Source organism: Ancylobacter radicis (assembly GCF_018449475.1).
In the GTDB taxonomy this organism is placed as follows: Bacteria; Pseudomonadota; Alphaproteobacteria; order Rhizobiales; family Xanthobacteraceae; genus Ancylobacter; species Ancylobacter radicis.
Genome location: NZ_JAHCQH010000012.1, coordinates 214,688 through 228,875, shown reverse-complemented (window position 1 = coordinate 228,875; position 14,188 = coordinate 214,688). Strand labels below are relative to the sequence as shown.

Genomic DNA, 14,188 nt, shown 5'->3' with positions numbered 1-14,188 from the left:
TCGGCCGCGTCATCGACAAGCTGGCGGACATGTCGATCAATACGCTTTTCGACAGCAAGACGGGCGCTCTGGGCTCGCTCATCACCTCGGCATTCAGCGGTACGCCCAAGTTCGCCGAAGGCGGCTACACGGGCGCGGGCGGCAAGTACCAGCCGGCAGGCGTGGTTCATCGTGGTGAGTATGTGTTTGATCAGCAGTCGGTGCGCGCCGCTGGCGGGCCTGCCGTACTGGACGGGATGCGGGCGGGCCTCAAGGGTTATGCTTCCGGCGGGGCGGTTTCCATGCCGTCGCCCTCGGCGCTGCTTTCGTCGGTGCAGCGTCCCGTCGCAAATGGCACTGCCCCGCCGCGCGTGACCGTCAACAATTACAACGCTCCGGCCGGCTATCAGGGGGACGCGAAGGTTTCGACCGGCGCCGATGGCTCGATGCAGGTTGATGTGCTTTGGCGGCAGCTTGAAGACCGGATGGCGCAGAGCGTCACCAAGCGCGGCAATCTTGGCCGCGCCATGGAGGCGCGCTATGGGCTTAACCCAACGCGCGGACAGGGGCGCTGAGGGGTATCGTCATCGACTATGGCGGTGGCACTACCGACAAATGATGGCGCCTACTCTACGCGAAGAGGATTCCATTGAATGGGTAATGAGGTTCGGGCTCTCGGCCAACTGGTTGAATTGAGGGCCATGGTGGACCGGCGCGTGATGATCATGATGATCCGCGCCCTGTTGGTCGATGCCTCACAGGAAAAGCTGGACGTCGTGGCGTCGTTTATCGATCTGCTACGCTCCCAATTCGAGAGTGTTGTAGAGACATCTAGCGATGAGCGAACCAAAACCCAGGCCCGCGTGGCGCTAATGCACTTCGAAGAATGGGCTATGGGCCTTGAGCAAATGCTCCACGAGATACGGCGGTAAGCAAAGTCGACGCCTAGCAATTCTGATCAAATCTAAGTCCTTAAGAAACATCGAGATCGTGACAATCGAGCCCGGTTCGATATGTCACCTTATCACTTAACGCACTTGATCTCGGTCCGTATACGGTTGTACCACTCTGGGGCGGAGTGGGAGATTGGCATGAAGTTCGATATAGCGGCAAAAATAGTGGAGCAAAGTCAAAAGGCGTGGGTCGTCCACGCTGGAAAAGCGCAGCGTCACTATGATATTTTCCGTGATAACGAACTAGTTTTTCTTGAGGTTCCTTATATTCAATTGAATAACAGCCGATTAAGGACAGGAGCTGGCATACGCAGAGCAATACGTCAATCAATTGATCTTAGACGTTACAATGAAACGACAGGGATATCTGAGCCGACCCGTCAGTTTGAAGATTATGCCTCAGGATCATTCTCTGAGAAATCGCTGCAAGCCTTGGTTGGTAGTATCAATCGTATATACAGCCAAGCAAAGGTGGGCGATATCGTCATTGTGCCGGGTCGTGAGGCCGTTGATGGTATCACGCAGCCAGTAGTGCGATTTGGTGAGATTGCTGCGCCATTTTCCGATGAAGACATTTTTGAGTCGGGGGAGGGTTCGATAGCCAAAGTGCCGTTTAGGCGCGTGCGTTGGTTGAATACTGTACCTCGAAAACAGCTTACGGTTCGTTTGGAAAGACGAATCGGGAAGCCGCCAGCTGTACGTCAAATAACCATTGACCGAGACGCGGAAGAACTCTTGGGTTTGGTATACGAGTCTTATATTTTTCATGGAAACTCGAATAGCGTTATATTTGCCGATAGGTACGATGGAAGTGATTTTGTTGTACTAAATCGCTCTAGCGAGATAATTGCATTTTTGGTTTCTGCGCATGCAAAATTATCACTCGGGCGCGATCATAATTTTAGGGTTTCTGATTTAGAAGAATTTACCGAAAGGCACTTTTCTGATGCAAGTATAAGTAATATTGAGGTTGATTTCGCATCGCCTGGATATTGGAGAATAATTGGTGCGAGTGTATCGTTGGGTGCATTCGTTGCTCTTGGTGTGGCAGTACTTACTAGTGGTATGTCTGTGGCTGATATGCAGGGCGGTATTGAGGTTATGAATTCAGTATCGCCTGATGGAACGGCGGCGGATCTTCAGGAGTCTATGAATATTCTTTTGCAATCTATTGATAGCATTCAACTTGAGAAGGTGGCGGAGCAGGCTGCGAGGGCGCGTGACACAATCGGCCTTCAGAGTCCTACAAGGGTGGTCCCTTGAGATGATGCAGCGCTTACGGAGTTCGGCGGCTCATCTGTTGGCTGTGCTTGCCGGCCACAGTATGCCGGTGTGGCTGTCGCTTGTTCTGGTGATGGGTGGCGCTGTGGCGACCTATTATATCGCGCCGCTAATCAATGCTCAGTTTGAGATACAGGTGGCGCGTCGAGAGTTTCTTGTAGCAAATTTGACTCAATTTTCGGTCGACACCAAAGAACTCATTGAGTCTGTTGGTGAGTTGATAAATGAGAACGATCAAAATAAACGTGAAAAAATACTCCAAAATGTCAATATTTCGCTTACAAAATTGCAATTTTCATCTGCGCAAATCGCTAGAATTATACCCAAGGAATCGGGATTGATAGTCGCATTTCAGCGACATTTGCTTAAACTTCAGGAGTCGTTATCTATTCAGGATAGAAATAAACAAAATTTAGAAATAAAAGATAGTGTAAAAAATATTGTTCCTCAGTCTATCATAATATATGATCTTATGCTCGATAGGGCGGGTCTTTCAAGACTTTAACGAATTATTTAATTACATTTTTGTTATTGTTGAAATTCGGAATATCTAAAAATACTTTAAAATGAGCTCATCTCCAAACATGTCAAATGCTTGTGCGGGTGAGTCGAAACATTTGCTGCAATAGTGGGCCTTGATCGTGGCTTCGTTGATCGATACGTATCCTGTGTGGCCGCAGTCTACACATTCGAGCCTAACAGTATCAATACCAGCGGCGCGAGCTCTAGAAGCGTCCTCTTCACTCACGGTCGCAGGTAGCGTTCGGCCATTGATTTTTAACATCATGTAGATCGTTACCCTTGACTGATCTTCCGTAATAACAACTTCGGATTCTCGCATTCTCGGCGATTCATGTGGGGAACTTGCCCTCTCTCTTACCAAGGGGGCGTTCCAGATCCGGCGTCCAGTCTTTCCTTAACCGGACCCCTGGCCCCTCGCCATTCTCTGCGACGAAAATGACGCCAGCGGCTTCAAGGGCGCTCTGGATTGCCGATAGAGCATCAGGAGAGACTGCCCGCCGCGCCTTCTCAAAATCGACCACAGTGGACAATCCAAGCCCCGCAGCTTCAGCGAGGCGAGGTTGCGTCCATTCAATAAGAGCGCGGGCCGCTCTGCATTGCCCTGGCGTCATGATCAACATTTTCTGTTGACGACGGATGTCGTGCAACTTATCAACATAAACTGTTGATTGATTTCGTACCACAGGAGAACGCGCATGGGCACCCATGTTTGCGAACGGGAAAGTCATGTCCCCAGCCGGCGCGAGGCGCTGCGCCTTGGCGCGGCGCTTGTGACCGTGCCGACGGGCGTTCTAGCGCTGGCGGCGCCTTCGCCGGGCCTTGCGGCGCCGGCACCCGCCGACCCGCTGCATCGCGCCCATGCCGCGTGGCTGGCCTTCGCCGCCGCCATGGACGAGTTGGCTGCGCCGGGCGATGGATGGATGCTGCAGGGTGCTGGTGCGCGCCGTGCAGCGCATGGGCGCCCGGCCGAGGCGTGGGTCTATGCCAGCCGTCTGACCTATGAGTGGCAGGCCGATCCGCGCTTTCGGCGTGGTGGTTTCCTCGGTGAGCGCGCCGAGCCCATCGACCTTTGGCGCATGGTGGCAATCCGGCCGGAGGGGCGGACATGAGCGCTCCAGTCGAGAGTCGGCGCGGGGCGCTTCGCGCGGTGGCCGTTGCCGCCCTTGCGGTTGCCATCCCGACGACCGTCAACATTGGCGCGGCCAATGGGGCATCCGGCGGAACCGATCCCATCGTCCCGCTGATACACGGATGGCTGAGAGATGTGCGGCTCATGTACGACATGACTGTCAGCGGCGAGGATATAGACGCGGCCTGCGACCGCTACGAAGCCGCCGAAGACGCGCTGATGGCCCTGACGCCTTGCAGCCGGGAAGGGGCTCTCGCGGTGCTCGAGATGATCCTCGAGAACAACCGGAGGATTGAGGCGGGCGTGATGGGCGTCGATCCGGATCTGCTGACGCACCTGATCGGCGGAGTGGCTGCCGTTCTGCGCGCCCCGCACATTCCGGAGCTCCGGACATGAACGCGCACACCCGCGAATTCGTGATGGTGGAGCGCCTGGCCCTGCGCCAGCGGGTTGAGCGCGCTATCGAGTCGCTGATTTTCATGCTCGATCAGCTTGATGGGGACCCGGATCTAGAGGCCGACGATTTCCCCGAGGATGACGACCCTGCCGAGGACGATGATCCCGCAGGGGGCGGGGAGCACGATTAGGTAGCAAAGCTGTCCGCATGTGCTGCCATGGACGACGCGCTATTCATCTGTGCGTGTCCTCTTGAAAAACTCCAGAGGATGGACTACCTCTTGAAAATCACAGGAGGTTTCCATGCAGATTGTTCCCAAACTCACCACTGTCGCCGCATGCCGCGTGGCCCGTCTCGATCGCGACCGCTTCAATGAGCATGTTGCGGCGGGACGTTTCGGCTGCGCTCCGGCGACTGTTCCTGGGCGTGCTCGCCTCTTCGACCCGGACGACATGATTGCGCTGTGGCTGTTCCGCGAACTGATGGATGACGGCTTCGATGCCGTGCACGCCGGTCGGATCGCGTGCAGCGTGGCTGAATGTGCGCGGCTCAACCCGGAAGCGCGGTCGATTTCGTATGTGCAGGACTACTTCCAGCCCGTTAGGGGACGAGCTTTTCCGTCCGATGAAGTGCCGGCGGCATCTGCTTGGGACACTGTCAAATTCAGTGGAACCGACATCCGCAAAGTCACGACATTCCGCATCGGAAAGATGCGGGAGATGATCGCGCACTATACCGAAGAGGAGCGCGCAATCATTGGTGAGCGCGACGGCGATTGAGCAACGGAATGCCCAACGAATCTTCGCTCATTCGCGGCGCTAAGGCTATCGCGCACGAGCTCGGATGCTCGCGGCGAACAGTCACCAAAATGGTGGCCGAGGGCAAGCTCCCGGCCAAGCATGGTTTCTCCGGCGGCCGAACTTCGCCGCTGATCATCGAGCGCAAGGCGCTTCTTAGCTTGAGAGGCGGAGAGAAGGACTAGCCCATGACCGGACGACGCTCCGCCCTCGTGACCAAGGCGACGGTGCAGAAGGCCGTGAAGGGCATCCTCGCGGCCGGTATTACCGAGGATCGTATCGTGCGCGTTGTCGTCACCCCGGAGGGGGTCTCCGTCGTTCTGGGTGACCCTGAACCGTCTTCGTCTTCCCGGAATGAGTGGGATGAGGTGTTGCGCCGATGAAGCGGCGAAAGGTGCCTAAGGGCTGCTCAGAATTTCAGGTTCGTGGCCGGTGGTATGTTCGGTTCAGAAGGACCGGACAGGAGACGCATTACTTCAAGGCGAGGCCGTGGACGCCTGAGTTCATGGCCGAATATCAAGCATGCCTCGACAAGAAGGCCGCGCCGAAAATCGAGCCAGGGGCGCGCCGTACCAAGCCGGGGACAATCGGCGACCTGATCGCGCGCTACTACCGCTCCCCGGAATTCCTGGGTCTTGCCGACAGCACGAAACGCAACTATCGGCGCCAACTGGACGGCTTCAAGGCCGACCATGGCGACAAGCGTGTTGCGATGCTCGAGCGTCAGCATATCCGCGCAATCATCGGTGCCATGGATGCCACCCCGGAGGCGGCAAACGGGCTGCTCGATCGCATCAAGACGCTGATGGCGATGGCGCTCGACGAGGGGATGCGGAGGGATAACCCGACCATTGGCCTTCGGGGCTTCAAGGTTCGGACGGAAGGGCATCACACATGGAGCGAGGGCGAGATCGCGGCCTTTGAGAAGCGGCACCCCATCGGCACGCGTGCGCGCCTCGCCATGGCGCTCATGCTTTACACGGGCCAAAGGCGTTCGGACGCCATCACCATGGGTTGGCAGCACGTCGTAGAAGGCCGCATCCGCGTGCGTCAGCAGAAGACAGGCGCCGTGCTTGAGATCCCGATCCATGAGGATCTAGCCGCCGTTCTGGCCAGCCTTCCGCGCGACAACCTCACCTTTCTCATGACCGAGCAGGGGCGTCCCTTCACGGCGGCCGGGTTTGGCAATGCATTTCGCGCTTATTGCGACGAGGCGGGCCTAAAGCACTGCTCGGCTCATGGCCTGCGAAAAGCGGCCGCCCGCCGGCTGGCTGAAGCCGGATCCTCGAATCAACAGATCAAGGCAGTCACCGGCCATCGTACCGAGGCGGAAGTGTCCCGCTACACCAAGGCCGCCGAGCAACGGACCCTTGCCGATCAGGTCGTGCAGCATCTTGGCCGGCGCAAAACAGGAACAAATTTGGCTAACACAGCCGAGGCTGTTAGCCAAAATGAGGAAAAAGATGATGAAAAATCAATCGACTAAGGGGGCGGGTGGCCTCCCGGAAGGGAATCGAACCCCTGACCCCAGGTTTAGGAAACCTGTGCTCTATCCTGCTGAGCTACCGGGAGAGACCGCGCGTAGATGACCCGAAACGGCGGGGGCAATCAAGAGGCGGGTGGTGTCGGCCGAGGCGGCGCCTGTGCGCAAAGCTGCCTATGGGAAAGGGCGCGGCTGCGCTATGATGGAGGCGGAGCGCCGCGGTGAAGCATCGGATCGCCATCATCTCTCTCGGCCTGAGCGCCGCCCGAGCCTGCCGGCCGGTGCCATGGCGCTGGCGCGGGTGTGCTTTCTCGCAGCGGCCGCGCGGGCGCGCCGGGCCGGGGCTCCTCTCCCTCGCCGCCCTGTTCGCCCTTGTTTGCGCGCCCTTTGCGCCCGCTTCCGCGCAGGCGCAGGACTGCCCATCGCCTGAGGGGCCGGCGCTGCGCCTCGCTGCCATCGATTCCTTCGGCGATCTCGTGCTCGATGACGGGCGCGTGCTGCGCCTGGCCGGTCTTGCCGTGCCGGCGGACGGGACGGGGCAGGGCGAGAGCGCCTGGCGTGCCGCCCTCGCGCCGCTGGCCGGTCAAAATCTGCGGGCCGCGCTTCTGACCGAGCGGCCGGACCGCCATGGCCGGCTCGCCGCCTTCATCGCCACGGACCCGCCCGCTCTTTCCGAGGCCAGCCTCAATGAGCGGCTGGTGGCGCAGGGGCTCGCCGTCGTGCGTCCCGAGCCGGGCCTTGGCGCCTGCCTTGCGGCGCTGCTGGCGGCGGAGGTGTCTCCGCGCCGCGCCCGCCGCGGGTTATGGGCCAGCCTGCCGCTGCCGGCATGGGAGGTGGCGGCGCTGTCGGCCCGCACGGGGCGCTTCACATTGCTGGCAGGGCGCGTGCTTTCGGTTGGAAAGGGACGCGCGGTGGATTACCTCAATTTCGGCCGGGTTTGGCGTAAAGACACCACGCTCAGGCTGGAGAGAACCGGGCGCGCCGCGCTGGAACAGGCGGGCATGGCGCCTTCCGTGCTGGCCGGCCAGAACGTGCTGGCGCGCGGTGTGGTCCACGAGGCGGGCGGCCCGGCCATCACGGTCGAGAGCGCCGCGCAGCTCGTGCGGCTCGACGTGGCAGATGATGCGTCAGGTGACGGGGAACGGGACGGGAGACGGACGGGGACGTGGTGAGGGCGCCGCAGGACAAGGGGCTGACGGTGGCGGGGGGCGTGTCGCGCGCCGGCCGCGCGCTGGCGCTTGCCGGTCTGTTCGCGCTCGGCCTGCTGCTCGCGGGTTGCGCGGGGCTGGAGCCCGCCCGGCAGGCGGAGCTTGCCCAGCCGCAGGCGGCGCCGTCGGTCGAAGACACGATGACGCCGGCCCAGCGCAAGGAGCATGAGCGTCTCGTCGCCTCCTATGGCGGCGCCTATAATGACCCCAAGCTGCAGGCCGAGGTGCAGCACATCGTCACAAGGCTGGTGGCCGCCTCCGAGCGGCCGGACCAGAAATACCGCGTCACCATTCTCAACTCGCCGGCCATCAACGCTTTCGCCCTGCCCAATGGCTCGCTCTATGTGACGCGCGGCCTGCTCGCGCTCGCCTCCGACAATGCCGAGATCGCCTCCGTCCTGGCCCATGAGATGGCCCATGTCATCGCCAATCACGCGGCGACCCGCGAGGACCAGATGAAGCAGGCGGTGCTGGTCTCCCGCGTCATCTCCGATGTGGTGAACGACCCCGATCTGGGCGCGCTGGCGCTGGCCCGCAGCCGCATGTCGCTGGCCAGCTTCTCGCGGGCGCAGGAACTGGAGGCGGACGCCATCGGGGTCGGCATCAGCGCGCGGGCGGGCTTCGACCCTTACGGCGCCGAACGTTTCCTCACTACCATGGGCAAGCAGTCCTCGCTGAAGACCGCCTCGACCATGGGCCAGACCGGGGCGGGCGAGCCGGCCGATTTCCTCGCCAGCCATCCGGCCACGCCCGAGCGCATTTCCATCGTCATGGCCAATGCTCGCGAATATGCCTCGCCGGCCAAGCCGGGCGAGCGCGACCGGGGCGAATATCTCGCCGCCATTGACGGGCTGGTCTATGGCGACGACCCCAAGGAAGGCTTCATACGCGGCCGCCGCTTCTTCCACCCCAAGCTCGGCTTCACCTTCAGCGCGCCGGAAGGCTTCGCGCTGGAGAACACTTCGCAGGCGGTGCTCGGCGCTTCCGCCTCGGGGCGCGAGGCGCTGCGGCTCGATGCGGTGCGCGTGCCGGGCGACCAGTCGCTGGCGCAATATCTGTCATCCGGCTGGATCGAGGGCGTCGAGGTTTCCTCTGTGGAGAGTCTCGTGCTGAACGGCTTCCCGGCGGCGACCGCCGTGGCGCGCGGCGAACAATGGTCGTTCCGCATGTTCGCGATCCGCTTCGGCAGCGATGTCTACCGGCTGATCTTCGCCGCCCGCGAACTCACCCCGGCGCTCGACCAGTCCTTCCGCCAGGCGGCGGAGACCTTCCGGCGGGTCTCCATCGAGGAGGCGGAGAATGTGAAGCCGCTGCGCATCCGCATCGTCACCGCCGGCATCACCGACACGCCGGAAAAACTGGCGGCGCGGATGGACACGCAGGACAAGGGGCTGGAACGCTTCCTCATCCTCAACGGGCTGGATCGCGGCGCCAAGCTCGCCTATGGCGAGAAATACAAGATCGTCGCCGAATAGCGCGGACGAGGCCCGCGCGCTCAGCCGAAGGCGCCGCGCGGCACGCCCTCGCCCTGGGTGAGCGCGATGCGCAGCTTTTCGATGGCGCGGCTCTCGATCTGCCGCACCCGTTCCTTGGAAATGCCGAGCCGGGCGCCGAGCGTCTCTAGTGTTTCGCTTTCCTCGCTGAGCCGGCGCGCCTTGATGATGCGGATCTCCCGCTCGTTGAGCGCGGTGAGCGCCCGGCGCAGCCAGCGCCGGCGCCGCTCGCCGTCGATTTCCAGCGACGCCTGCTCATCGGGCAGCGGGTCGCTGGCGATCAGCTGGTCCATGCGTTGCGCGCCGTTCTCGTCGTCGGAGGCGAGCGGGGCGTTGAGCGACAGATCGGGAATGTTCAGCCGCGCATCCATCCGCGCCACCTCGACCGGGTTGACCCCGAGATTGCGGGCAATGGACTGGTGTATTTCCTCGCGGGTGGTGGTGCCCTCGGTGCGCTCCAGCCTGGCCCGCATGCGCCGCAGGTTGAAGAACAGCGCCTTCTGGCCGGAGGAGGTGCCGCCGCGCACGATCGACCAGTTGCGCAGCACATAGTCCTGAATCGCGGCGCGGATCCACCAGGTCGCATAGGTCGAGAAGCGCACCTCATGGGAGGTCTCGAAGCGCGCCGCCGCCTCCATCAGGCCGATATGGCCCTCCTGCACCAGGTCCGACATGGGCAGGCCGTAATTGCGGAAGCGCCGGGCGATGGCGATGGCGAGGCGCATATGGGCGCGGATCAGGGCGTGCAGCGCCTGCTCGTCGCGCTGTTCGCTCCAGCGGCGGGCAAGCTCATATTCCTGCTCGCGGCCGAGCAACGGCGCCTTCATCGCTTCGCGCGCCAACCGGCTGTGGCGCTCGCCCGGATCGCTCATGCGCGTCTCCCACGGCTCGTGACGCTCGGCCTGTCCCGCACGGGGCACGACCAACCGCAAGCCAACGCCGGAAAGGGGCGGATGGTTCCGGGCGACGTGGCGACATGGGCGGGCCGCTCAGGCCGCGTCGGCGCGGTATGGCGTGATCTTGTCGAGCGTGGCGGCGAGCTGGCGCGTCTGCGTTTCCACTTCATAGCTCTGCTGGAGGTTCAGCCAGAAACCGGCGCTGGTGCCGAAGAAGCGCGCCAGACGCAGGGCCGTGTCGGTGGAGATGCCGATTTCCTCCCGCACGATCCGCTCGATGCGGGTGCGTGGCAGGTCGAGCGCGCGCGCGAGTTGGCCGGCGCTCATGTTCAGCGGGACGAGATATTCTTCCCGGAGGAACTCACCGGGGTGCAGCGGTCGCGCGAAGCTCACGGGCATATCGGTCTCCTCATCATGGCCTCCTCAGTGATAATCGACGATCTCGACGTCTTCCGCGCCCAGCTCCGTCCAGCGGAAGCAGATTCGCCATTGGTCGTTGATGCGGATCGAATGCTGGCCCTGCCGATCCCCCTTCAATGCTTCGAGCCGGTTGCCCGGCGGGGAGCGCAAATCGTCAAGCCCGATGGCCGCGTCCACAGCTCGCGGCCGGCGCTCCGCCTGCCGCAGCAGATCGGCGGGAAAGCCCGTGGGCGCCCGTCCCGCGAGAACATGCTCGACATGCTTGCCTCGCGTGGAAAGGATCATTGTGTCCTTCGGACGGGTCGCCGCGCACGCTCAACGGCACAAATAACGTATCACTAAATGATACAGGCGGCAATCTGAACACGGCCCCCTCGGACGCGCTGCCCTATGGCGCCCTGCGTCCCACACCCCGTCATGCCCGGCCATGTGCCGGGCATCCACGCCTTGGCCGGGTGCGCGCTTCGGGCAGGCCATGGATGGCCGGGATTGGATGGCCGGCCTCACCATGCGCCGCGCACGGTGGATGCCATCCGTCGGGGTCCCCAACGAAAAAGCCCGGCGCGAGGCCGGGCTTTTCCTGAAATGTCGAGAGGCGTCCGATCAGGCGGCGGCTTCCTCGGCGTCGTCCTCGGTGGCTTCGACCTCGGCCTCGGCTTCCGCCTCGACCTCGCCCTTGCCGAGACGGCGCGGACCCTTGAGCAGGTTCTGCTCGATCTGCTTGATCGCCTCGGTCTCGGTCAGGTTCTCCACCGCGGCGAGTTCGCGGGCCATGCGGTCGAGCGCGGCCTCGTAGAGCTGACGCTCGGAATAGGACTGCTCGGGCTGGGCGTCGGAGCGGTACAGGTCGCGCACCACTTCGGAGATGGCGATCAGGTCGCCGGAATTGATCTTGGCTTCATATTCCTGCGCGCGGCGGCTCCACATGGTGCGCTTCACGCGGGCGCGGCCCTTGAGGGTCTCCAGCGCCTTCTTCATGACGACCGCGTCCGAGAGCTTGCGCATGCCGACGGTGGCGATCTTCGGCACGGGCACGCGCAGCGTCATCTTGTCCTTTTCGAATTGAATGACGAAAAGCTCAAGCTTGAAGCCCGCGACTTCCTGTTCCTCGATCGCCGTGATGCGCCCGACGCCATGGGACGGATAGACGATATGCTCGCCCGTCTTGAAACCCTGGCGGATATTGTTGGACGGCTTCTTCGTCGTCGACGTCATGCTGTGCCTGCTCCTGGGTCCCGGTTCTTCGGCGCCGCGTCGCCTTCGACGCGCCTCGCCCCCCTCGCGGCTGCCCGCGAGGTCAAGAAACACCCCGGCTGCGGCGGATGCCGCAACCGTACTTCAGCCGTCGACGGAAAATTCAGGGAGCCCCGACGCGCGACCGCGCGCTGGGCGAAAACCCGACATCAATTCCGGGAAGATCGCTCCGGGTCGGGAGCGCTGCATAAAAGCAAATCCAATCGACTGCACGAGCAGCCTTATAACACAAATCCGGTGGAAATCAAAATACTGCCGCAATGCAGCGCGCATGCGGATTCGCTTGCGACACGGCTGGCCGCGGCGGCGAATCGGCACGTCACAGGGCGGGGCGGGCTTCCCTGAACGGAAGGTGCCCGGCGCTCGTTCAGTCCTGCTTACCCGGTTCGGGTGAGAGATACTGTAGCTTGTCGGCTACACCATCCCATTCTTTCGCGTCCGGCAGCGGGTCCTTGCGATCGGTGATGTTCGGCCAGACCTTGGCGTAGTCGGCATTCAGCGTGAGCCATTTCTCAAGACCCGGCTCGGTATCCGGCTTGATCGCCTCGGCCGGGCATTCCGGCTCGCACACGCCGCAGTCGATGCACTCGTCCGGGTGGATGACGAGGAAGTTCTCGCCCTCATAGAAACAGTCGACGGGACACACCGAGACGCAGTCGGTGTACTTGCACTTGATGCAATTGTCCGTGACGACGTAGGTCATTCATCCGGTCTCCGTGCAGGGCTTGTGGTTTGGCCCGCGGCACTCCCCTAGCGCACCCTCTTGGGGGGCGCAAGGAAGCTGTTCGAAGCGTTAAAAAACACCGCGCCGCCGTGAAAACCCGCGCCCGGCCGCGCCAGCGCCCCGGCGCGACCTCCCGTGGCGTCAGGGCCGGGTCTGCCCGGTCCCGCGCACGCGGTACTTGAACGAGGTCAGCTGCTCGGCGCCAACCGGCCCGCGCGCGTGCATCCGCCCCGTCGCGATGCCGATCTCGCCGCCGAATCCGAACTCGCCGCCATCGGCGAACTGGGTCGAGGCGTTGTGCACGACGATGGCCGAATCGACCTCGGCGAGAAAACGCTCGGCGGCCTGCGCATCCTCGGTGAGGATTGCGTCCGTGTGATGGGAGCCATGCGTCTCGATATGGTCGATGGCGGCATCGAGCCCGTCCACCAGCTTCACCGCGATCACCGCATCGAGATATTCGGTGCGCCAGTCCTCCTCGCTCGCCGGGGTGACGCGCGGATCGACCGCCTGCGTCGCGGCGTCGCCGCGCACCGCGCAGCCGGCATCGAGCAGCATGGTGACCAGCGGGGCGAGCAGCCGCTCGCGCGCGGCCGCATCGACCAGCAGCGTCTCGGCCGCGCCGCATACGCTGGTGCGCCGCAGCTTGGCGTTCTTCACGATGGCGAGGGCCTTCTCGGCATCGGCGGCCTTGTCGACATAGACGTGAACGATGCCTTCCAGATGCGCGAAGACCGGCACGCGGGCCTCGGCCTGCACGCGGGCCACCAGGCTCTTGCCGCCGCGCGGCACGATCACGTCGAGCGTGCCGTCGAGCCCGCCCAGCATGGCGCCGACCGCTGCGCGGTCGCGGGTCGGCACGAGCTGGATCGCGTCGGCGGGCAGGCCGGCGGCGGTGATGCCCTTGACCATCGCCGCATGGATGGCGCGGCTGGAATTGAAGCTGTCCGAGCCGCCGCGCAGGATCACCGCATTACCGGCCTTGAGGCACAGGCTGCCGGCGTCGGCCGTCACATTGGGGCGGCTCTCATAGATCACGCCGATCACGCCGAGCGGGGTGCGCACGCGCTCCAGCCGCAGCCCGTTCGGCCGCTCCCAGCTTTCCGTCACCTTGCCCACGGGATCGGGCAGTTCGGCGATCTCGGCCACCGCCGCCGCCACGCCGTCGAGCCGGGCCGGGGTGAGCGCCAGCCGGTCGATCACCGCCTCGCTGATGCCGGCGGCGCGGGCGGCGGTCACATCCGCTTCATTGGCGGCGAGGATCTCGGGCGCGCGGGCGCGGATCGCCGCGGCGGCTCCCAGAAGCGCGGCGCGCTTGGTGTCGGCCGGGGCGAGCGCCAGCGCGCGGGCGGCGGCGCGGGCGCGCCGGCCCATCGCCAGCATCACGTCCATCACGTTCTCGCCAGCGATGCTCTCGCCAGCCACGTTCCCGCACGGCTCCGGCCGCGCACCCGCCGGCACCGGCGCCGATGCGGGCGCATCGGTCGCGGCGGGGAAGGGGGCGAAGGCGGCGGACGAGCCGGCGGACATGGTGATCACCCGTATAGATCCCGCGCGGGCGGGAGCGGCAAAAGGGTTGCCTGTGTAACACGGCCGCGCCGCCCGCCCAAACAGTCCATCGCGCGCGACGTGTTTCGCGGGGGATCGTTTCT

At 63.2% G+C, this 14,188-nt stretch carries 18 protein-coding genes, 1 tRNA gene and 1 pseudogene; 13 read left to right on the top strand and 7 right to left on the bottom strand.

Translation table 11 applies throughout. From position 1 onward, the window contains the following. The 11 genes and pseudogenes from KIP89_RS03065 to KIP89_RS03015 form a co-directional block, all read left to right on the top strand. Nucleotides 1-554: pseudogene (locus KIP89_RS03065) on the top strand (hypothetical protein); the annotation flags it as partial. A gap of 78 nt (nucleotides 555-632) precedes the next feature. Beyond that, entirely contained in the window at nucleotides 633-911 is a 279-nt protein-coding gene (locus KIP89_RS03060; RefSeq protein ID WP_213753929.1) for a hypothetical protein, read from the top strand. A gap of 159 nt (nucleotides 912-1,070) precedes the next feature. Then, on the top strand, nucleotides 1,071-2,195 hold the full coding sequence (locus KIP89_RS03055) for a hypothetical protein (RefSeq protein ID WP_213753928.1): 1,125 nt from the start codon (nucleotides 1,071-1,073) through the stop codon (nucleotides 2,193-2,195). A gap of 1 nt (nucleotide 2,196) precedes the next feature. Then, complete coding sequence (locus KIP89_RS03050) at nucleotides 2,197-2,718, top strand: hypothetical protein (protein WP_213753927.1); 522 nt, start codon at nucleotides 2,197-2,199, stop codon at nucleotides 2,716-2,718. Nucleotides 2,719-3,430: 712 nt separating this feature from the next. Further along, the gene (locus KIP89_RS03045) at nucleotides 3,431-3,844 is read left to right on the top strand and encodes a hypothetical protein (protein ID WP_213753926.1); all 414 of its coding nucleotides are present in this window, start codon (nucleotides 3,431-3,433) and stop codon (nucleotides 3,842-3,844) included. Further along, entirely contained in the window at nucleotides 3,841-4,260 is a 420-nt protein-coding gene (locus KIP89_RS03040) for a hypothetical protein (RefSeq protein ID WP_213753925.1), read from the top strand. Before KIP89_RS03045 ends, KIP89_RS03040 begins: the two co-directional genes overlap by 4 nt. Beyond that, nucleotides 4,257-4,451: a hypothetical protein gene (locus tag KIP89_RS03035; RefSeq protein ID WP_213753924.1), complete on the top strand. Its 195-nt coding sequence runs from the start codon at nucleotides 4,257-4,259 to the stop codon at nucleotides 4,449-4,451. Before KIP89_RS03040 ends, KIP89_RS03035 begins: the two co-directional genes overlap by 4 nt. A 112-nt stretch (nucleotides 4,452-4,563) precedes the next feature. Next, nucleotides 4,564-5,040 carry a hypothetical protein gene (locus KIP89_RS03030; RefSeq protein WP_213753923.1) on the top strand — a complete coding sequence of 159 codons (477 nt, stop codon included), beginning with the start codon at nucleotides 4,564-4,566 and terminating at the stop codon, nucleotides 5,038-5,040. 8 nt (nucleotides 5,041-5,048) lie between these two features. Beyond that, the gene (locus tag KIP89_RS03025; protein WP_213753922.1) at nucleotides 5,049-5,243 is read left to right on the top strand and encodes a MerR family transcriptional regulator; all 195 of its coding nucleotides are present in this window, start codon (nucleotides 5,049-5,051) and stop codon (nucleotides 5,241-5,243) included. Between the two features lie 3 nt (nucleotides 5,244-5,246). Continuing rightward, entirely contained in the window at nucleotides 5,247-5,441 is a 195-nt protein-coding gene (locus KIP89_RS03020; protein WP_213753921.1) for a hypothetical protein, read from the top strand. 122 nt (nucleotides 5,442-5,563) lie between these two features. Then, on the top strand, nucleotides 5,564-6,544 hold the full coding sequence (locus KIP89_RS03015) for a tyrosine-type recombinase/integrase (protein WP_250152159.1): 981 nt from the start codon (nucleotides 5,564-5,566) through the stop codon (nucleotides 6,542-6,544). Between the two features lie 9 nt (nucleotides 6,545-6,553). Here the strand turns inward: KIP89_RS03015 and KIP89_RS03010 are convergent. Next, a tRNA-Arg gene (locus KIP89_RS03010) sits at nucleotides 6,554-6,630 on the bottom strand. Nucleotides 6,631-6,762: 132 nt separating this feature from the next. Here KIP89_RS03010 and KIP89_RS20085 point away from each other — a divergent pair. Both KIP89_RS20085 and KIP89_RS03000 read left to right on the top strand, forming a co-directional pair. Continuing rightward, nucleotides 6,763-7,713 (top strand): thermonuclease family protein, encoded by a 951-nt coding sequence (locus tag KIP89_RS20085; protein ID WP_213753919.1) that lies wholly within the window; start codon nucleotides 6,763-6,765, stop codon nucleotides 7,711-7,713. Continuing rightward, nucleotides 7,710-9,224 (top strand): M48 family metalloprotease, encoded by a 1,515-nt coding sequence (locus tag KIP89_RS03000; RefSeq protein ID WP_369807033.1) that lies wholly within the window; start codon nucleotides 7,710-7,712, stop codon nucleotides 9,222-9,224. The genes KIP89_RS20085 and KIP89_RS03000 overlap by 4 nt, the downstream gene beginning before the upstream one ends. A 20-nt stretch (nucleotides 9,225-9,244) precedes the next feature. Here KIP89_RS03000 and KIP89_RS02995 read toward each other — a convergent pair whose 3' ends face one another. From KIP89_RS02995 to KIP89_RS02970, 6 genes are all read right to left on the bottom strand, one after another. After that, nucleotides 9,245-10,114 (bottom strand): RNA polymerase factor sigma-32, encoded by an 870-nt coding sequence (locus KIP89_RS02995; protein ID WP_213753918.1) that lies wholly within the window; start codon nucleotides 10,112-10,114, stop codon nucleotides 9,245-9,247. Between the two features lie 117 nt (nucleotides 10,115-10,231). Beyond that, on the bottom strand, nucleotides 10,232-10,537 hold the full coding sequence (locus tag KIP89_RS02990; protein WP_213753917.1) for a HigA family addiction module antitoxin: 306 nt from the start codon (nucleotides 10,535-10,537) through the stop codon (nucleotides 10,232-10,234). 24 nt (nucleotides 10,538-10,561) lie between these two features. Beyond that, entirely contained in the window at nucleotides 10,562-10,843 is a 282-nt protein-coding gene (locus tag KIP89_RS02985; protein ID WP_213753916.1) for a type II toxin-antitoxin system RelE/ParE family toxin, read from the bottom strand. A 318-nt stretch (nucleotides 10,844-11,161) separates the two neighbouring features. After that, nucleotides 11,162-11,773 (bottom strand): CarD family transcriptional regulator, encoded by a 612-nt coding sequence (locus tag KIP89_RS02980; protein WP_213753915.1) that lies wholly within the window; start codon nucleotides 11,771-11,773, stop codon nucleotides 11,162-11,164. Nucleotides 11,774-12,179: 406 nt separating this feature from the next. Beyond that, nucleotides 12,180-12,515 (bottom strand): ferredoxin FdxA, encoded by a 336-nt coding sequence (gene fdxA, locus KIP89_RS02975; protein ID WP_213753914.1) that lies wholly within the window; start codon nucleotides 12,513-12,515, stop codon nucleotides 12,180-12,182. A 162-nt stretch (nucleotides 12,516-12,677) separates the two neighbouring features. Then, entirely contained in the window at nucleotides 12,678-13,928 is a 1,251-nt protein-coding gene (locus tag KIP89_RS02970; protein WP_250152170.1) for a glutamate-5-semialdehyde dehydrogenase, read from the bottom strand. Between the last annotated feature and the right edge of the window lie 260 nt (nucleotides 13,929-14,188).